This is a genomic window from Psychrobacter sp. UBA3483, from assembly GCF_002377905.1.
Lineage (GTDB): Bacteria > Pseudomonadota > Gammaproteobacteria > Pseudomonadales > Moraxellaceae > Psychrobacter.
The window spans coordinates 125596-144644 of sequence record NZ_DFQS01000005.1 but is presented as its reverse complement, the minus strand read 5'-3'; the positions used below and the strand labels follow the sequence as shown (position 1 = coordinate 144644).

Below are 19049 nucleotides of genomic sequence, written 5' to 3'. Positions count from 1 at the left end.
GAAAATGTCCATTACACCTATTATTTCATTAACTACTATGTCTTATTCAAGCTGCTTTCAGTCTCGCTCAAAGTTAGACACAGTTGGCTAAAAAGGTATTAATCACTTTATTAACCTGCTCAGGTTCTTCTACCGTCGCTGTATGCCCAGCGCCTTTAATAACCGCAAGCTTCGAGCCTTTAATAGCAAAATGCATCCGCTCCGCCTTTGCGTAAGGCGTTGCCACGTCTTCATCGCCAACGATAATCAATGTCGGCGTGCTAATCTCGCCTAGCTGATCGTAAGTGTCTGAGCGTTCAATCACACCTGTGGTCGCCTTTACGACGCCACCTTTACGATTGCCTTGTAACATCGCAAGCCACGCTCTACGGTCAGCCTTACGCGACTTATCCGCCAAAAAACTACTGCCAAACATAATAGGCATGACTTTTTGACTGACGCGCTTCATACCAAGCCAGCGAATAGCCTTCATCAATTTGCGATACTGCGGCACGTTTTTTGGGTCTTCAGGGTCTGCTGACGTTTCAAGTAAGGTCAGCGATAATAGTAGCTCCGGACGTTTTAGCGCGATACGCTGAGCGACAAAACCGCCCATCGATAACCCTAAAAAATGACATTTATCAATATTTAGTGCATCCAACAATGCTAGCGTATCCTCAGTCAGCGTCTCCATATCATAGCCTGATTTGGTAATCTCCGACTGACCTTGCCCGCGAAAATCAAATGCAATACAGCGGCAGCCAGATTTAAAGTACTCCACCTGCTTATCATACATCCGCGTATTCCATAGTAGTCCATGGGCAAATACCATCACTGGCTTTTGCTTATCCTCCGGCGCACTGTCTTCATAATAAATATCAACGTTATTTACATTTATCATTGGCATAATTACTTCCTTGTTTTTTGCTTATTGATTGCTTGTTTGGTTAACGAAATCCTTAACACTACTGCTGTTTAGCATAATGCACCAAGCAAATACTTCATAGCGTTATTTTTGTACGACAGATCGTATATATTTTTTAAAATAAATATATAGCAAAACAAGGAAAAATTAAACATTTTTGACCGTGCCTTTAGCGCCCACAAAACTCGCTTTTATAATCATAACAAGCTGCTATAGTAATCAGCTTGCACGATTTATTGCACCCAACAACCATATCCATCACAACGTCCATTGTCATCAGCAATGCTTATCTAAAACTTCTTATTAAGGAAACCAACTATGTCACAACCTTTGGTCGAATATCACAGCGAAAACCATATTGCTACCATTACCATGAATGACCCTAAGACGCTAAATGCTTTTAGCACACCATTAAAAGGCGCAATTATGGATGCGCTTGATCAGGCTGATCAAGATGCCGACGTGCGCGTGATTGTCTTGCAAGGGTCAAATAATAATTTCTCTAGTGGCGGTCATATTGGTGAGATGTTAGAGAATGGCATGGAATCAGAAGCATTGGTGGCAAAGCTTGATTTTATGCTCAGAGAAGTGGCAGAAGTGAGTTTAAAGCTGCGTAATATTCACAAACCCATTATTGCTAAATTAGAAGGTGCCGTCGCTGGCGCTGGAATGAACTTGGCATTAACCTGTGATTTCCGTATTGCCGCTGACAATGCCAAATTCGTGCAAGCCTTTGTCAATATCGGTTTGATTCCAGATGCGGGTGGCATTTATCTATTGAATCAATTGATTGGCGCGGCCAAAACGACTGAGCTTGTGATGCTGGGTGATAAGCTTACTAGCGACGATGTCGCGCGTCTAAACTTAGTCAATAGCGTCGTGAGCAAAGATGAGCTTGACGCCAGCGTATTGGCATTGGCAACGCGCCTAAGCAACTTACCCGGTAAAGCTTTGGCTTCAATGAAGCATATGATTAACGTGCATGCTTTTGCAGGCTTAAATGAAGCGCTCGATATGGAAGTTGACCAACAAACCATGATGGCAAAAACCGCTGACTTTGCCGAAGGCATCACCGCCTTTATGGAAAAACGTAAGCCCGTTTATCAGGGTAAATAAAAGTTTATAACACTAATTTTTATACGATCAACAAAAAGGCTGCCTAATCTAATAGCAGCCTTTTTTGGGTCATTTAATGCAATTCATCTATTGGCTTCTCAAGATGCAGAAGCGGTCTTATCGTAATGCGGTAAGGTAAATATCTTGTCGAAACCTAAAGTGAAAACAAAGGTATAGACCAAGAAAAATAGCAGTAACGCCGCTTCTATCATAAAGGCTTTGATTAAACCAACGTCATACCAAATCATATATAGCGGTAAGCAAATCAATACCAAGCCACCTTCAAATCCTATCGCATGAGCGCTTCGAATTAATAAGGTGCGCTTTTTGACCTGCTTGCGCCGTTCCCACGCTTCAAAAGCCGTATTATATAAAAAGTTCCAGATAACAGCGGCCAACGACACCATGACAGCAACGGGTAACGACTCTGCCGCATCGCCGCCGCTAAGTTTCATCAATACAAAGGTAGAAGCAATGATAGCGATAAGCTCAAAGATAGTCACATAGACGATACGACGTTTGAGTGGGGATAAAGTAATCAACCAAAACTCCAAAGCGCTTAGCACTTCAGTATAAAAAAAGTTGCCTAGCAAAGTATCGGTCCGTCCCGAGATATAGTCAAATCCAAATAAATCAGATACGTAGCTATCAAGTCGCTCAATGAAACATTGTTTTTCTTGCGTGCTGTGCCTACGCCGACAGAGGCTGCGAAAAACAACATTTCATCTCGCTGTATCGTTTTTATATCGAATTAATTATAGAAAAGATCAATTAAGTGCAGAGCCACGGTTTCCGCCTGCTCTTGTATTATACAGAATATAAAGCAAGAAACCAAAGACGAGAAACCAGTCGTGGCTTATCGCAAAACAAGACATAAAAAAGCGCTTATTTTGCTGGCGGACCCCATTGATTGGTTTCAAGCTTGGTATCGCTCGCTAAAAATAGCAGTAAGATAATAGAGCCTATCAATGGCAAAATAGATATCAAAAACCACCATCCTGAACGGCTGGTATCATGCAATCTGCGAATAGTCACCGCTAAGCCCGGTAAAAACAAACCAAGCGCTACAACGATATAGAATAGCCCTGTTTCTGAATTGAATATAATCGCATCTAAAATCATCGCTACAATAATCAATCCCATTTGCACCAATACGAAATACCAATACTCTTTACGCCGAGCACGTCCAGAGAAATTGGTATAATTCCTTAGACCTTTTTTAAACCAGTCTATAATGCCATAGTTTGCCTCAGCACTATGATGATTAACCATCCCAGAATTTGGTAAAGGTGGCGGCGTTACTTTATCAAGCATATTTTTATTTTCCATAGGATTTATTATCACTCACCTTTAACGGTAGAGTCGTCAACTAAAGTAGTTAATCAACGACTTTGATTATAAGCACTCAATAAAAGTTTGCAAACCATTATTCATGCTTTTTAAATAATTAAAAAACCCCACATCATCACGATACGGGGTTTATTTTCAAAAAATTAAAAAGCTTTCGGATAAAAAACTAGGTCAACTGAGCAACGTTAATTTTGTCCGCTTCTTCAGTATAATCTTCCATACGGTCGAAGTTCATGTACTTATAAACTTCATCGCCCATGCTGTTGAGCATGCCAGCGTATTGCTGATACTCTTCGTTGGTTGGCAATTTACCAAGTACCGCCGCTACCGCTGCAAGTTCTGCAGACGCGAGATAAACGTTCGCGCCTTGACCTAGACGGTTCGGGAAGTTACGGGTAGAGGTGGATACCGCCGTAGATTTCGGGGCGATACGTGCTTGGTTACCCATACATAGTGAACAACCTGGCATTTCCGTACGAGCGCCGGCTTGAGCATAGATGTTGTAATAACCTTCTTCCATCAATTGGCGCGCATCCATCTTAGTCGGTGGCGCAATCCATAGACGAGTCTTGAGGCTTCCCGCTGGTACGTCCTGCAAGAGTTTACCCGCAGCACGGAAGTGACCAATGTTAGTCATACATGAACCAATGAATACTTCATCAATGGTATCACCAGCCACGTCAGCCAATGTCTTAGCATCGTCTGGATCGTTCGGGCAGCAAAGAATTGGCTCTTTGATTTCGCTCATATCGATAGTCATGTCGATGGCGTATTCTGCATCTTCGTCAGCACGCAATAGGCTTGGGTTCGCTAGCCATTCTTGCATTTGCTCAACACGGCGGCTGATGGTACGCGCATCACCATAACCTTCTGAAATCATCCACTTAAGCAAAGTGATGTTTGAGTTTAGGTACTCAGTCACTGATTCTTCAGACAAAGTAATGGTACAACCGGCAGCACTACGCTCAGCTGACGCATCAGATAACTCAAACGCTTGCTCAGCGGTCAAATCTTCTAGACCTTCGATCTCTAAAATACGACCATTAAACTCGTTGATTTTACCTTTCTTATCAACGGTCAAATAACCTTCTTTGATGGCTTGATAAGGAATCGCATGGACCAAGTCACGTAGCGTGATACCAGGTTGACGCTCACCAATGAAGCGTACACGAACAGACTCAGGCATATCAAGTGGCATCACACCAGTTGCCGCTGCGAATGCTACTAGACCAGAACCCGCTGGGAACGAGATACCCATTGGGAAACGCGTGTGCGAGTCACCACCAGTACCAACGGTATCTGGAAGTAGCATACGGTTCAACCATGAGTGAATGATACCATCACCAGGACGTAAGCTGACGCCGCCACGGTTCATGATAAAGTCAGGTAGGGTATGCTGAGTTTCAACGTCAACTGGCTTTGGATAAGCAGCAGTATGACAGAATGACTGCATCACAAGATCCGCTTGGAAACCCAAACATGCCAAGTCTTTTAGCTCATCACGAGTCATAGGACCAGTCGTATCTTGCGAGCCGACCGTCGTCATTTTTGGCTCACAGTACATACCAGGACGTACGCCTTCTAGGCCACAAGCTTTACCGACCATTTTTTGTGCAAGGGTAAAGCCTTTACCGGTATCCGCTGGCTCTTCTGGCTTAGCAAAGACGTCTGAATGACCAAGACCCATATATTCACGCGCACGGTTGGTCAAACCACGACCAACGATTAATGGAATACGGCCGCCTGCGCGAACTTCGTCAAGCAATGTTGGCGAGTTTAGCGTAAAGGTTGACAATACTTCGTCAGAGTCGTGCTTAGTGATTTTACCTTCATACGGATAGATGTCAAATACATCGCCCATGTTTAGGTTATCAACGGCAACTTTTTCGATTGGCAAGGCGCCAGAATCTTCCATGGTGTTAAAGAAGATAGGAGCGATATTGTTACCAAGCACCAAACCGCCACCACGCTTGTTTGGTACGTTCGGAATGTCTTCGCCCATTAGCCAAAGTACCGAGTTGGTTGCAGACTTACGGCTAGAACCGGTACCGACCACGTCGCCAACATAGGCAAGTGGATGACCTTTTTCTTTTAACGCTTCGATTTGCTTCATTGGACCAACAACGCCCTCTTCGTCAGCAGTGATGCCGTCGCGAGAGTTTTTGTGCATGGCTAATGAATGCAATGGGATGTCAGGACGGCTCCACGCATCTTGCGCAGGAGACAAGTCATCGGTGTTGGTTTCGCCAGTGACTTTAAAGGTAGTATAAGTGGTTTTCTCTGGCACTTCAGGACGGCTTAAGAACCACTCCGCGTCAGCCCAAGATTGCACCACTTCTTTAGCAATAGCATTGCCAGCTTCGGCTTTTTCGGTCACGTCATTGAACGCGTCAAATACGAGTAATGTTTTCTTTAACGCATCAGCAGCTTCTTGTGCGACTTCCGCGTCGTCTAATGCTGCAACCAATGGCTGAACGTTGTAACCACCTTGCATAGTACCTAAGATTTCAACGGCTTTTTTCTTGCTGATAAGTGGTGAAGTCGCTTCGCCTTTAACAATAGCAGCTAAAAATGCAGCTTTAACATAAGCGGCTTGGTCAACACCGGCAGGAATACGGTTTTCTAACAAGTCCATCAAGAACGCATCTTCACCCGCTGGTGGGTTTTTAAGTAGCTCTACCAATTCTGCTACCTGCTTCTCATTTAGTGGAAGTGGTACAGTCCCTAGCTCAGCACGTTCTGCGACATGTTTACGATAAGCTTCTAACACAATAGTCGTCCTCGTCGGTTGGTGACCAGTACATCACGTGAGTAGTCAGGATGACAGCCTACATCGATGTACTGCATTGAATAATTATCCGTGCAATCATAGCTCAAAACGCTCAAAATGTTAATGGCTGAGCCGTGAAAAGGCGCAGAATAACGCCATATTGGACATTTATTATAAAAATAGTGCCATAACCAATATGATTGACGCGGTTAAATAAAAACCGTGTGCCTGCTATACTTTGACAACCTCAAAACTTATCAGATGTTTTTTGTCAGCGAATTTTTATATGCGACTTGATAAAACACACTTTACCAATAAATATTAAGGATAATAAGATGGACGATAATACCAATTATCAAAACGGTCTAAAAGTTCGTACCGAAGTGATGGGCGAACAACATGTCAAACGCTCGCTTGACTCGGCGACACCATTTACCCAACCACTGCAAGACTGGATTATCGAACACGCTTGGGGCAGTACGTGGCAAGACGACTCGATACTACCGCGTAAATATCGCTCATTAATTACCATGGCGTTTTTGATCGCGCAAAAAAGCCCAAGCGAGCTCAAGGGACATATCCGAGGAGCGATTAATAATGGCGCCAGTGTCGCTGAAATCCGAGAAGTACTGATGCACAGCTTGCCTTATTGCGGCGCGCCTGCCACCCAAGAAGCGTTTCGTGCAGCCATAGATGTGCTAAATGACATGGGTATTGATATCAATAAATAAAACTAGGGTAAAGGTGCGCTTCGTAGTAGTCTTATTAGTTATAAAAGCTTATTTAGCCCTAGTAGTTTTTTTGATTGTCTTAACAAGATTGCCCAAAAAACCTTTAGCCATTATCTGCTATAATAGCTGCATTCATAAAACATTCTAATAATGCCAAAAACCCTTATTCTTTCAAGGGTTAAGAGAACATTTGATTATGACAAACGCCGTACAAACCCACGTCCCCGCTGCCCGTGCAAAACCGAAAAAAGCCATCCAAGGCGAAAAGCTACGTGGCTACGACAAGGTAGCGCGCATCCCAATTAAAGTGATTCCGACCGTCGAGGCAAAGAAAAAGCCTGATTGGATTCGGGTTAAAATGTCCTCACCTGCGGAAGTGGCGCGTATCAAAGCCACTCTGCGTGAGCAAAAGCTTTATACCGTCTGCGAAGAAGCCGCTTGCCCGAATCTGCCGCAGTGCTTTGCTGATGGTACGGCAACCTTTATGATTATGGGTGATATCTGTACCCGTCGCTGCCCGTTTTGTGATGTCGGTCATGGTCGCCCAAATGAATTGGACAAAGACGAGCCACGCCATACCGCTGAAACCATTCAAGGTTTGGGTCTAAAATATGCAGTGATTACCTCGGTTGACCGCGATGACTTAAAGGACGGCGGTGCTGGACATTTTGTTGAAGTGTTAAATGAATCGCGCGCGCTGAGCCCAAATTGCTTGATTGAGATACTGGTGCCAGACTTCCGTGGTCGTATGGATATTGCCTTAGACTTATTGACTGAAACCGCGCCAGATGTCTTTAACCACAATATCGAAACGGTGCCGCGTCTGTATAAAGCCTTCCGTCCCGGTTCTGATTATCAGCATTCGCTCGATTTGCTCAAGCTGTATAAAGAGCGCCGTCCTGATATCGCCACCAAATGCGGCTTTATGGTTGGACTTGGTGAGACCGAAGAAGAAATTTATGCCCTGCTTGACGATTTAAAAGCCCATGACGTCGATATGATTACCATTGGTCAGTACCTGCAACCCAGTAAGGATCATGCGCCTGTCGATCGTTATGTCCATCCAGACGAATTCCAGCGTTATATGGACTATGGTAAAAAGATTGGTTTCTTTAGCATTTGGGCCGGCCCAATGGTACGCTCAAGCTACTTTGCCGATCGTCAATACTATGGTGAAGATTGCCCAGCACCAATTCGTAGCAAAAAGGCGCTTGAGGCAGAAGGTAAGCTTGGTTGCTAGATTTTTAAAGCCTTTATACCTATAAAAAAGAGACCTATCATGGTCTCTTTTTTTGTGTTTATTTTTTATCTTTACCGTTATAGTCTAAAAAATCTGTAGAATAAAACCGCTACCAATACTGATAACACTTAAAGGAAAACTTATGAAAAAACTATTTGCTTCGAGCATCGTTTTTGCCACATTTGCCCTAGCTGGCTGTGCCACTGCTGATATGAATACCAATGCTGGCACGGCCATCGGTTCGGCAAACGAGATTGGGATGAATATCTTTAAAGCGGCTGTTGATAACCAATGTCGCAGTCAGATTGAAAAACAAAACGCGTGGCGCATTGCTAGTGTGGCGATGACAGATGCCCAAGAGCAAGAGATAAAAGGTAGAGTTTGCGGCTGCGTCAGTGAGCAAGCGCCGCAGCAAGTAACCCTTGTTGAACTTGGCAATGCGGCAATTGATACCAACTATCGCACACAGCTGGTCACTAGAGTCGTCGCAAAAACGCTGCAAAGCTGTTATGGCAGTATCGTTAAATAAGTAGCTGAAAAATAGATGCTGGATCAGCGACTTGACTAAAGGGCTTATTTCACGAAATAAGCTGGGTTATTGATTGCACAACCCAACTTATTCATATAGATTATTTACTATTGTGAATGATAAATGGAATTTATCTTTAACCCATGTCAAGGATGACTGATGAGAAGACGTGCATTTATAAAACTAGGTGGTCAGGTAACGGTAGCCGGTACTGTGTTGACTCAGCTCAGCGCTTGTTCATCAGATGATGACGACGTTAAGCTGCCAAATAGCCTCGATGATTTAGATGACTTAAATTATCAAGGTGCAGCGCCTTTTGTGCATGGTATCGCGAGTGGTGACCCGCTCCAAGATCGGGTCATACTATGGACACGAATTACCAATGACGGTAGTATCAACGCCGCCAGCATTCCTGTTGCTTATACGGTAGCAACAGACCCAGCGCTGAAAAACATTGTTACTCAAGGTCGCGCAATAGCAACAGCGCAATCTGACTTCACTGTAAAAGTCGACCCTAAAAACCTACAACCTAATACCACTTATTACTATACCTTTGAAGCATTGGGCTATCGCTCTGCTATCGGTCGCACACGCACCATACCACGCCCAGACCTGCCAGCGAGCGAAGTCGATCGTGTGCGCTTAGCAGTGGTTTCCTGCTCAAACTATGGCTTTGGCTACTTTAATGGCTATGCCAATATCGCCAAGCAAGCTGATATTTCTGCCGTCATACATTTAGGTGATTATATCTATGAGTACCCAGAAGGCTTTTATCGCGATAATGACTTAAAAGAAGAACGACCGCTAGAGCCAAAAAACGAGATTATCAGTTTAGAGGATTATCGTCGCCGCTATGCTTGCTACCGTACCGATGTCGATTTGCAAGAATGTCACCGCCAGCATCCTTTTATCGCTGTTTGGGATGACCATGAAATTGCAGACAATTCATGGAAAGATGGCGCAGGTTTCCATACTGAGAGTAAAGGTAGCTATATAGAACGCAAAATGTCTGCCGTGCGCGCTTATCATGAGTGGATGCCTATTCGCGACGACACTAGTAATGAGCTAGACAGTCAATTACGTATTTATCGACGCTTTGAATTTGGCAAATTGTTTGATTTGAACATGTTAGACACACGCATATTTGGTCGCGAAAAGCTTGATGCCAAAGCCAGTAACAAGCCTGAACGTCAATTATTAGGTCTTGAACAAGAAAACTGGCTTTATTTAAAGATGCTCGAAGGCAAACGCCGTCAAGCAACATGGCAAGTACTTGGACAACAAGTTATTTTAGCGCCATTTAAAGGCACTTATGCCACCAATTCTGGTGATATTTGGAATGGTTATGCCAGTGCGCGTACACGTTTGCTCGACTTTATCGAAGATAACAATATTTCCAATACCGTGGTATTAACTGGCGATTATCATGCATCTTTCGCTTTTGATATCGCAAAAAACCCTTTTGAAGCGAATAGCTATAACCCTCTAACGGGCAAAGGCTCTTTGGCAGTAGAGTTTGTCTGTCCGGCCCTAACCTCTTTACCCTTCCCTGAAACCGCAGGGGTTGAGCTCAACCCGCATCAGAAATTTAACAATCAGACCGAGCGTGGTTATATGCTTCTTGATATCACCGAGCAGGCGTTTCAATGCGAATGGTATTACACTGACACCTTAAAAAAACGAGATGATAGCGTTAAATTTGCAAAAAGCTTGCTTACTAAAACACAGACTAACCACTTGATTGACGGCAGTCAATCGCGCCCGCTTACTAATGTCGCTGCCCTCTCTACTGCTGACAAATCCATGGCAGTGAAAAAGTCTGCCGTTTTAAGTGGCGCTTAGCACAATATGCTCAGCACAATATTTTGCATCCTTTATATAAAAAAATATTAGCCAAAAAAAAAGGGGAAATCATCTGATTTACCCTTTTTTATTACTCACTTTATTATTGAGAGTCTTGATATAGTTCTGACGCCCTTATAATGGTTCAAGATATAGCTATAACTCATTGCTAGGCGTTGGACGAACGGGTAATGATGGTGTCGACGGCAATATTTTGCTGCGATGAAAATACTTAGATGAGCCGTCGATTATTTTATCTACTTCTTTGACCAAATCATGGATAACATCGTCATAAACGCCATGATACAACTCGGTTTCAAACGCCGTAAAAGGATGCTTACGCGATGCGGAGCTGACTTCTGTCACACCCTGCTTACTATAAAAAATATCGACGCGGCCATCACTATTTAACACACAATTTAACTCTCCGCCTTCAAGCGCCATCTCGATGCGCTCAGGCATAAAAATATAATCATCGACGTCGATGAGTTTTTTTTCTACTTCTCTCTTAAAAAATGATTTGATATCAAACATACATACACCCTTTGTATTAAAATTTTAAAAACCTTTAGCACGTTTATTCTTATGGTCTTTATGGTATGCGCTTCGCATATTTACTTATGATAAATCGTGCTTTATTAACTTATCCTATAAGGTGTGCTGACATTTTTTAAGACAGAATATGTAAAACTGCGTTTGATGTTGGTAAAAAAGGAAAGATGCTGTTTAAGCACCTCTCCTTTCTTTGTTGGTAAACTACATCATACGATGGTATGTAATCACACCCACCCTTTTTCACGAAATAACTGCAACGTCTTAATAACGACTGTCATCTCTTCGGGCGTACCAAGTGTGATGCGATTGAAACCTGGAATCGAGGGAAACTCGCGACCAACGGCAATACCATGTTCACACATTCGATCGATATAGGTTTGCACATCACCATTGACCGCATGAAAAATAAAATTGGTTTGTGAAGGCAAATAGCGCAGTCCCAACTCATCGAGCGCCGTCTCCATCAGTTGCCTTGCCTGATTGGTGGTTTGCAAACTGTACGCCAAAAACGCCTCGTCTTGTAGCGTTGCTATTGCCGCAACGGCACCTAACATGTTGATATTATCCGTAGACATTAAAGACCCAATGTCTGCAATCATCTGCGGATTGGCAATCGCATAACCGACACGCAAGCCTGCAAGCCCAAATAATTTTGAAAAAGTGCGCACGACAATCAGGTTATCCGATAGTCCCTCTTTTATCCATTCAACGCCACTCTCAAAACTTGGGTCTGTAATATAGCCAAAGTAGGCTTCATCCACTAAGAAGTAGTGGTTTTTTGGCGCATTTTCTATCCACGCTTTGAGCGTATCCGTTTCGGTAATGATAGCGGTTGGGTTATTGGGATTGCACAAATAAAAAAGACTGATACCGTCAAACGTAGCGGCAGCTTTTTTTAGGTTATCAAAGTCTAAGTCGTAATCATCGCGAGTTAATGGCACTTTGACCACGGGTATACCTAAGGAGCGTGCATACAGCTCGGCACAGCCGAAAGTTGGGTCTGGAATGATAAGCTGAAATTCTATGTCTGTTTTCAAGGCTTTGTCATGCAGCATTTGTACGACCGCTCTGATATTCTCAATTGAGCCATTGCCCAATAAAACCTGATTTTCAGGGACGCCGTTGAGAGCCGCTACTTTGTTCAGCAGCGTAGCGCGATGTTTGTCAGGATAGCGAGCAGCGCCAGCCAACGCATTGGTGATGGCTTCTTTGGCAGCGTCCGACATGCCTAAAGAGTTTTCATTGAAGTCTAACTTGAGTAATTTATGACTATTGTTATTGATATTATTATGCATGATAGGTAATCCGCCTAAGTCGTCCGTGAGTGATATAGCGCATGCCGCTGCTTCATATCATCTTAAGTGGCATTTGGTATAATTACAAGTTATCTAATAGCAAATTATTAGTTATCAATACATACAAGGACAAGTTTTCTTGATTCTCACTGTTAAATAAAAAAAGGTGAGCTGCAGCTTATGCAACTCACCTTATCTACGTCTACATTCAATCGGAATTAAACCATTAAATCAAATGCGCTTTTAACTCTAGCACTTTATCACGCGTTTTTGCCGCTTCTTCAAACTTCAAATCTCGCGACATTTGCTGCATCTGCTTCTCTAAACGTTTGATTTCTTTGGCGAGCAAATCAGGGCTGCGCAAAATGTTGATATCGACATCAGGCAGATTACTTTTCACAGGAATCACTTGATTGTCGTTAGCATCGAGGTTTTCACCGGTATCAATTTTATCGGTGATACTACGGCGTGCGCCTTTTGGCGTAATATTGTGCTCGAGGTTAAAGGCGACTTGTTTTTCGCGGCGACGGTCGGTCTCCTCTATCGCTTTTTCCATACTCGGCGTAATACGATCCGCGTACAAAATCGCTTTACCGTTGATATGGCGCGCCGCACGACCAATGGTCTGAATCAGCGCACGCTCAGAACGCAAAAAGCCTTCTTTATCCGCATCAAATATCGCCACCAATGAGACCTCTGGCATATCAAGCCCTTCGCGTAGCAAGTTAATACCAACCAACACATCATGCACGCCTGTACGCAGCTCATGAATAATTTGCATACGCTCTACCGTATCAATATCCGAGTGCAGATAGGCGACTTTGACATCGTACTCTTTTAGATAACTGGTCAAATCCTCTGACATACGCTTAGTCAAGGTGGTAATCAACACGCGCTCATCTTTTTCACGGCGTTTGGTAATCTCTGATAGCACATCATCCACCTGCGTCAATACCGGACGAATCTCAATCTCAGGGTCAATCAGACCCGTTGGACGTACCACTTGCTCGACCACCTGCTCGCTATGTTCAAGCTCATACTGTGCTGGCGTGGCGCTAACATAAATGGTCTTTGGCTTGATACGCTCCCACTCTTCAAACTTCATCGGACGATTATTCATCGCACTTGGCAAGCGAAAGCCGTAATTGACGAGGTTTTCTTTACGCGACCTATCGCCTTTGTACATCGCGCCAATTTGCGACACCGTCACGTGCGATTCATCGATAAATAACAGCGCATCTTCTGGAATATAATCAAACAAAGTCGGCGGTGCCTCCCCCGATGGCCGACCAGACAGATGCTGCGAGTAGTTTTCGATACCGTTACAGTAGCCGAGCTGCTGAATCATCTCAAGGTCATACTGGGTACGCTCTTTTAAACGCTGCGCTTCAACCAATTTATTATTATCGCGAAAATACTCGAGACGCGGCTCAAGCTCGGCGCGAATCGTATGACTTGCCGCTTCCAATTTATTGCGCGGAGTCACATAATGCGATTTTGGATAAATGGTAATACGCGGCACACTTCGCACGGTTTTGCCGGTTAATGGGTCAAACCAAGTGATTTTCTCCACTTCATCATCAAACAGATGCACACGCACCGCTAGCTGCTCAGATTCCGCAGGATAAATATCTAATAGCTCACCACGCAAGCGATAGGTACCGCGGCCAAAATCTAGCTCATTACGGTTATATTGCATTTCAACCAAACGTTTAATAGTAGCAGTACGATCGATTTTGTCGCCGACGACGATATGCAAAAGCATTTTTAGATAGCTTTCTGGGTCGCCCAAACCATAAATGCAGGAGACCGAAGCCACGATAATCGCATCACGGCGTTCAAGTAGCGCCCGCGTCGCTGATAGGCGCATTTGGTCAATATGGTCGTTGATGGCGCTGTCTTTTTCGATAAAGGTGTCGCTGGCAGCAACATAGGCTTCCGGCTGATAATAGTCGTAATAACTGACAAAATACTCAACCGCATTATTTGGAAAGAACGCTTTAAACTCACCATAAAGCTGCGCGGCAAGGGTTTTGTTGTGCGCCATAATAATGGTTGGACGTTGGCATTCAGAGATGACCTTTGCCATGGTATAAGTCTTACCAGAACCGGTCACACCGAGTAATAGCTGCTCATCCATCCCCGCATTGATACCCTTAACAAGCTTTGCAATCGCTTGCGGTTGATCGCCTGCCGGCTCAAAGTCGGTGACCATCTCAAAGGCGCGGCTTGATATTTGCGTACCAGACGCGTTGACACCACTGATTTCAGCTTCGCCTTGCAGCTGAGTGGCCAATTGGTTTAACTGACGCGACGAGCGCGGTTCAGGCATTCGCATAATGGCTTTCTTCCTGACATTTATAAAAAGTTATAAGAGCTTAGGTTGATAACAATATGGGGTCTAAAGCACAGTTTTTAAAGGATAATCGTGGGTTTCATTTGTTGTTCGCTTAGCTAGTCGAACCCTAAAATCTAAACCAGATTTATCATCGCTCAACATTAAAATAAGGGTTAATAAGTTAATTACCTTAAAAACTTTACTATTCATGTAACGTCTATTATTTATAGGAAAGGTTTAGAATGGCAGTTAACTTTACAAAGCTTTTCACGTTTAACAAAGTCATTACACGACCACTTAATAAAGCCTAAAACATAGGGGTTAAATCGCTCTCATAACTTGCTACTATGAGTACTGAATTAATGAACAAGCAGTATGAATAAGCAATAAGTACAATCAACAACATGCTTAAAGATTAATCCAACAACTAATAAAAACTTAAAATAATGGAGTAAATGATGAGAGAACGTTACGCAAGTGGTATTGATGACAAAACAGCTGAAAAAATGGTTGAATTGTTGAACGCTAACTTAGCCAATCTGATTGACCTAAGTATGGACAGCAAGCAGTGCCATTGGAACTTGCAAGGTACTGGCTTTATCGGTGTACATCAATTACTAGACGAGACTTATGAGCGTTTGACTGAAGCATTTGATACAGTTGCCGAACGCATCGTTATCCTTGGCGGTAAAGCCAATGGTATCTCTAAGCGTGTGGTCGAAGACTCTATCTTAGAGACTTATCCAACTGATATCACAGAAGTTGATGAGCACGTACGCGAGCTTACCAATCGCTATAAAACCATTGCCGCTTCACTGCGCGAAGGCATTGATACTGCGGGTGACGCAGGCGATGAAGATACGGCGGATTTGCTGACCGAAGTAAGCCGTATCGTTGATAAAGACGCTTGGTTTATTGGTGCAAATGCCCCAAAGAAAAAGTAACAGCGACTGAAAAAGTCTATAAATAAATGTTGTTTGAAAAAGGTCACTTATAGGGTGACCTTTTTTTATACCTAAAGAATTTAGTCTTACAAACTACTATTAAGTCTAGCAATATTGATTTTAAAGACGTGCGTTAAGGTGCATAAGATGCATTGGAAGTAGACTTAAAAATAATAATATTAAAAGACGCCTTTAATAATCCGCTTCATTTGTGGCAAAAGCTCGCTTAGCTGCGCTTCAGTCTCGCTGGTATCATCAGGCAAGGATTGCTGTAAAAAAGCTGCGGTAATTTGTGGCTGCTTAGCAAGGATACTTTGCCCCATCTTTGTGTCGTAGAATTTTATTTGGGCGTCAACTTCAGCTTGCGTGTAGTACGTTCTAGCCGCACTAATATAGGCTTGCGTTAAGGTTTGGGCGTCGGCTGCATTGCCGATACCGTTAGTCATAATCTTAGCGTATTGACCTAAGACACTTTGAATCTGTTCTTGTAGCTCGCGTTGACGCTTATTTAAATTCTTGTCGCCGCCGCGCTGACTATTACTCTGAGCCTGATTTTTGGTTTGCGTATTAATGGCATCAATGGCCGCTTGTTGTCCATTGACGATAGCTTGGATTTGCTCGTCGATATGCATCACTTGCATCAGTTTGATGATAGAAACATCGCTCGGTGCTTGTTTAGCAATTTGCTGATTGGCAATATTATTGGTGTCCTGACGAACGGTATTAGGCTCACTGTGGATAATCAATTCTGCATTGGCAATAGGAGCTGATAGAAGCGTTGTCACCACCAAAGTAAGCAATGGATTGATAGTAGTAGTAGTAGTAGTAGTAGGACGCCGACTGGTATTTTTTTTGCAAGATTTTAGGTAATTTTTCATGTAGGACTCTTATTATTATAGGTGAAGATTATTTATTATATGGCAAATCTTATTAAGCACACTGATCATCTGGCAGGCGTAAAACCTCAGCATTGGGAACGGATAATGTCAAAATCGCTTCTTGAAATAATGGATTGGCACGGAATTGGCTTTCAATATCTTCAAATTTTTGCGCGATTTGCTGTTCTTGTTGATTACCAGCGATATCAACCGCTGCCACCATAAATATTTTTTTAGGCCCGACCCACTCTAGGTGCAAATAAGAGACGCTGTCGATATCAGGATGATTCAATAGCTCCGTTAAGACATAGCAGTGGGTTTTTTCTGAGACTTTATAGCCAACCAAAAAATCACGATTGCGATTGATTAAAAAGATGGCAACCATACCCAATAATATGCCAACGATAATAGAACCAAGGGCATCCCAAAATGGCTCACCTGTATAGGCATGCATACCCATCGCTGCCGTTGCGACCACCAAGCCAATGACCGCGGCCAAATCCTCAAAAAACACCCCGCGCAACGTTGGGTTTGAAGTATTCACCACATAACCTAACGCACTGACATTGATAGCCTGACCATGCTTTTTACTTTGTAAATACGCCTGCGCCAGAGAAAAACCTTCAAGCACAAAGGCCACTGCCAAAATAATAAATCCAATGGTGTAATTTGTTTCTGTTTCAGGCGCATTCCATTCGGTGATACCGGTATAGATAGAAACAATCGAGCCTGCCATAAAAACGCCAAAAGCGGCAATCATCGACCATACGTATGATTCTTTACCATAGCCTAACGGATGGCTGTTATCGGCAGGTTTGACCGCTTTTTTCTCCGCCACAATGAGCAAGGTACCGTTGCCAGCATCCGCCCATGAGTGCGCTGATTCGGCAATCATAGAAGCGGAACCAGTCATAAATGCCGCCACCGTTTTGGCAATGGCAATAATAATATTAGCCCCAACGGCAATTAGTACAGTAACCAGCGACGAGGATTTCTTGTCTTCCTGTTTCTTGTCTTCCTGTTTCTTGTCTTGCTGATTGGTTTCAGGGTTCATGACGTTAGTAAAACTGAGCTTAGGATTGATACCGTCTTCGGTAGTACTGGTATCTTTAGTCAAATTGGCAATAGAACGCGCACTGCCAGCACCGCGGGTACGGACGACTGGCGGTGTGGGCTGGTCTTTGGAAGGCATGCTTGATGATACAGTTTTTTTTGAACTCATATGAGTCTCAACATTAATGGTTAATACAATGAATTAAAACAGCCATCAAAAAAGTTAAGCCATGAGCGCTAACGATCGTGAACTGTCTTATTTATCATTAAATTTAACCAAATACCTACTGCTGGTCAGTAATGTTTTCGTGAGACTTTGTTGAAGTATTGATGGTTTTGATGGGTAAAAAGCGCTTTATTTGCGGTTCTCATGTTGAGAAAGCTCACCAATCATATCATTGTCGTTGCCACTTTTATCTGTCACCTTATTAGCGCCTAAGCTTTCGCTAATCATCTGATCAATATCGCAGCTCGGGCGATGTGAGCTTTGCATACGCAATTCTTTACGCGCTAAGCCTGCATCAAAACGGCACTGCTGCATCTCATTTTTAATATCAAGCGCAGGTACAGGCGTCGGTTTACCGTTATCATCAATCGCCACCATAGTAAAGTAACAACTATTGGTATGGCGAATCGTACGGGCGCGAACGTCCTCTGCTTCAACCCGTATGCCCACCTCCATAGATGTTCTGCCGACATAATTGATACTAGCGGCAAAAGTTACCAACTCGCCCACGTAGATAGGCTCGCGGAACATTACTTGATCGACCGATAGCGTCACTACATAGCTACCACTGTAGCGACTGGCGCAAGCATAAGCGACTTGGTCGAGCATCTTGAGCAAATCACCCCCATGGACGTTACCAATAAAATTGGCCATATCTGGCGTCATCAGCACCGACATATACAATTCATGATTGAGAGGCGCGCTTTTGGCAGTAGAGCTGGTATTGTATTGCGACATAATATTCCTTGCTGTTATCGAAAAACCTATTTATTTTAAATATCTGTTATACAGCAGCCTCTGCTAAATCGCAAATAAAGACCTTAGAATGAGCGTAGCAGATATTCTTTATTGATTTGGCTAGGGTTATTTATGCTTACTTTAGCCCTGTATTGGCGCGAAAAACCTTGTAAATGCTTTTATCTACCAAGTAAATACGTAATCTTTCTAAAATCTGCAAAAAAAAGCTTGACGTATTTTTTATCTTTGCTAGAATACGCCCCACTTAGCAAGAACTCGTTAGAGACTTTCTAAGCTCGCAGTAAGTAATAAAACCCTTACCGCTTATTCTCCAATAGCTCAGTTGGTAGAGCAACGGACTGTTAATCCGTGTGTCCCTGGTTCGAGCCCAGGTTGGAGAGCCATATTTTAGTCGTAAATCTTTTGAATCTTCTTTGATTCGATTATGGCATTTGCCAAGACCCTCATCACTTTGATGGGGGTTTTTTTATGGCTGTTGGTTTTATTTTGCAAGCCGACAAACACCAAAAACCATTCCTT

At 43.3% G+C, this 19049-nt stretch carries 16 protein-coding genes and 1 tRNA gene; 7 read left to right on the top strand and 10 right to left on the bottom strand.

Annotated elements, in window-relative coordinates; translation table 11 throughout:
- Window positions 1-73: 73 nt before the first annotated feature.
- The gene (locus tag B2866_RS01380) at window positions 74-886 is read right to left on the bottom strand and encodes an alpha/beta fold hydrolase (RefSeq protein WP_296189843.1); all 813 of its coding nucleotides are present in this window, start codon (window positions 884-886) and stop codon (window positions 74-76) included.
- A gap of 336 nt (window positions 887-1222) precedes the next feature.
- On the opposite strand from B2866_RS01380, the gene B2866_RS01375 reads away from it, so the two are divergent.
- On the top strand, window positions 1223-2020 hold the full coding sequence (locus tag B2866_RS01375; RefSeq protein ID WP_296189842.1) for an enoyl-CoA hydratase/isomerase family protein: 798 nt from the start codon (window positions 1223-1225) through the stop codon (window positions 2018-2020).
- Window positions 2021-2118: 98 nt separating this feature from the next.
- Here the strand turns inward: B2866_RS01375 and B2866_RS01370 are convergent, their stop codons facing one another.
- The 3 genes from B2866_RS01370 to acnB form a co-directional block, all read right to left on the bottom strand.
- The gene (locus tag B2866_RS01370) at window positions 2119-2562 is read right to left on the bottom strand and encodes a PACE efflux transporter (protein WP_296189839.1); all 444 of its coding nucleotides are present in this window, start codon (window positions 2560-2562) and stop codon (window positions 2119-2121) included.
- Between the two features lie 343 nt (window positions 2563-2905).
- Window positions 2906-3349, bottom strand: coding sequence for a DUF805 domain-containing protein (locus B2866_RS01365; RefSeq protein ID WP_296189837.1), 444 nt, complete (start codon window positions 3347-3349; stop codon window positions 2906-2908).
- A 187-nt stretch (window positions 3350-3536) separates the two neighbouring features.
- Window positions 3537-6140 (bottom strand): bifunctional aconitate hydratase 2/2-methylisocitrate dehydratase, encoded by a 2604-nt coding sequence (acnB, locus tag B2866_RS01360; RefSeq protein WP_296189834.1) that lies wholly within the window; start codon window positions 6138-6140, stop codon window positions 3537-3539.
- A 335-nt stretch (window positions 6141-6475) separates the two neighbouring features.
- On the opposite strand from acnB, the gene B2866_RS01355 reads away from it, so the two are divergent.
- The 4 genes from B2866_RS01355 (at window position 6476) to B2866_RS01340 (ending at window position 10482) form a co-directional block, all read left to right on the top strand.
- A complete protein-coding gene (locus B2866_RS01355) occupies window positions 6476-6871 on the top strand; it encodes a carboxymuconolactone decarboxylase family protein (RefSeq protein WP_296189832.1) in 396 nt (131 codons plus the stop codon).
- Window positions 6872-7067: 196 nt separating this feature from the next.
- Window positions 7068-8111, top strand: a complete 1044-nt coding sequence (lipA, locus tag B2866_RS01350) for a lipoyl synthase (protein WP_296189829.1) — start codon at window positions 7068-7070, stop codon at window positions 8109-8111.
- A gap of 142 nt (window positions 8112-8253) precedes the next feature.
- A complete protein-coding gene (locus B2866_RS01345; protein WP_296189827.1) occupies window positions 8254-8640 on the top strand; it encodes a hypothetical protein in 387 nt (128 codons plus the stop codon).
- A 159-nt stretch (window positions 8641-8799) separates the two neighbouring features.
- A complete protein-coding gene (locus B2866_RS01340; RefSeq protein WP_296189824.1) occupies window positions 8800-10482 on the top strand; it encodes an alkaline phosphatase D family protein in 1683 nt (560 codons plus the stop codon).
- 156 nt (window positions 10483-10638) lie between these two features.
- On the opposite strand, the gene B2866_RS01335 is transcribed toward B2866_RS01340, so the two are convergent.
- From B2866_RS01335 to uvrB, 3 genes are all read right to left on the bottom strand, one after another.
- Window positions 10639-11016, bottom strand: a complete 378-nt coding sequence (locus tag B2866_RS01335) for a hypothetical protein (RefSeq protein ID WP_296189822.1) — start codon at window positions 11014-11016, stop codon at window positions 10639-10641.
- 245 nt (window positions 11017-11261) lie between these two features.
- Window positions 11262-12332 carry a pyridoxal phosphate-dependent aminotransferase gene (locus B2866_RS01330; RefSeq protein WP_296189818.1) on the bottom strand — a complete coding sequence of 357 codons (1071 nt, stop codon included), beginning with the start codon at window positions 12330-12332 and terminating at the stop codon, window positions 11262-11264.
- 226 nt (window positions 12333-12558) lie between these two features.
- Window positions 12559-14670 carry an excinuclease ABC subunit UvrB gene (gene uvrB, locus B2866_RS01325; RefSeq protein ID WP_296189817.1) on the bottom strand — a complete coding sequence of 704 codons (2112 nt, stop codon included), beginning with the start codon at window positions 14668-14670 and terminating at the stop codon, window positions 12559-12561.
- 458 nt (window positions 14671-15128) lie between these two features.
- Here uvrB and dps point away from each other — a divergent pair, with 458 nt between their 5' ends.
- Entirely contained in the window at window positions 15129-15614 is a 486-nt protein-coding gene (gene dps, locus B2866_RS01320; RefSeq protein ID WP_068406213.1) for a DNA starvation/stationary phase protection protein Dps, read from the top strand.
- Between the two features lie 179 nt (window positions 15615-15793).
- Here the strand turns inward: dps and B2866_RS01315 are convergent, their stop codons facing one another.
- From B2866_RS01315 to B2866_RS01305, 3 genes are all read right to left on the bottom strand, one after another.
- Window positions 15794-16492, bottom strand: coding sequence for a DUF2059 domain-containing protein (locus B2866_RS01315; RefSeq protein WP_296189812.1), 699 nt, complete (start codon window positions 16490-16492; stop codon window positions 15794-15796).
- Window positions 16493-16544: 52 nt separating this feature from the next.
- The gene (locus tag B2866_RS01310) at window positions 16545-17714 is read right to left on the bottom strand and encodes a cation diffusion facilitator family transporter (protein ID WP_296189810.1); all 1170 of its coding nucleotides are present in this window, start codon (window positions 17712-17714) and stop codon (window positions 16545-16547) included.
- Window positions 17715-17900: 186 nt separating this feature from the next.
- A complete protein-coding gene (locus tag B2866_RS01305) occupies window positions 17901-18509 on the bottom strand; it encodes an acyl-CoA thioesterase (protein ID WP_296189807.1) in 609 nt (202 codons plus the stop codon).
- Window positions 18510-18837: 328 nt separating this feature from the next.
- Here B2866_RS01305 and B2866_RS01300 point away from each other — a divergent pair.
- Window positions 18838-18913 (top strand) — tRNA-Asn (locus tag B2866_RS01300).
- Window positions 18914-19049: the final 136 nt, after the last annotated feature.

Excerpts from the sequence above, each read along its gene's own strand:
- B2866_RS01355 (WP_296189832.1), top strand. The coding sequence starts at position 6,476 with ATGGACGATAATACCAATTATCAAAACGGTCTAAAAGTTCGTACCGAA.
- B2866_RS01310 (WP_296189810.1), bottom strand. The coding sequence starts at position 17,714 with ATGAGTTCAAAAAAAACTGTATCATCAAGCATGCCTTCCAAAGACCAG.
- uvrB (WP_296189817.1), bottom strand. The coding sequence starts at position 14,670 with ATGCGAATGCCTGAACCGCGCTCGTCGCGTCAGTTAAACCAATTGGCC.
- B2866_RS01375 (WP_296189842.1), top strand. The coding sequence starts at position 1,223 with ATGTCACAACCTTTGGTCGAATATCACAGCGAAAACCATATTGCTACC.
- B2866_RS01345 (WP_296189827.1), top strand. The coding sequence starts at position 8,254 with ATGAAAAAACTATTTGCTTCGAGCATCGTTTTTGCCACATTTGCCCTA.
- B2866_RS01305 (WP_296189807.1), bottom strand. The coding sequence starts at position 18,509 with ATGTCGCAATACAATACCAGCTCTACTGCCAAAAGCGCGCCTCTCAAT.
- B2866_RS01380 (WP_296189843.1), bottom strand. The coding sequence starts at position 886 with ATGCCAATGATAAATGTAAATAACGTTGATATTTATTATGAAGACAGT.
- B2866_RS01365 (WP_296189837.1), bottom strand. The coding sequence starts at position 3,349 with ATGGAAAATAAAAATATGCTTGATAAAGTAACGCCGCCACCTTTACCA.
- B2866_RS01315 (WP_296189812.1), bottom strand. The coding sequence starts at position 16,492 with ATGAAAAATTACCTAAAATCTTGCAAAAAAAATACCAGTCGGCGTCCT.
- dps (WP_068406213.1), top strand. The coding sequence starts at position 15,129 with ATGAGAGAACGTTACGCAAGTGGTATTGATGACAAAACAGCTGAAAAA.
- B2866_RS01340 (WP_296189824.1), top strand. The coding sequence starts at position 8,800 with ATGAGAAGACGTGCATTTATAAAACTAGGTGGTCAGGTAACGGTAGCC.
- lipA (WP_296189829.1), top strand. The coding sequence starts at position 7,068 with ATGACAAACGCCGTACAAACCCACGTCCCCGCTGCCCGTGCAAAACCG.
- B2866_RS01330 (WP_296189818.1), bottom strand. The coding sequence starts at position 12,332 with ATGCATAATAATATCAATAACAATAGTCATAAATTACTCAAGTTAGAC.
- B2866_RS01335 (WP_296189822.1), bottom strand. The coding sequence starts at position 11,016 with ATGTTTGATATCAAATCATTTTTTAAGAGAGAAGTAGAAAAAAAACTC.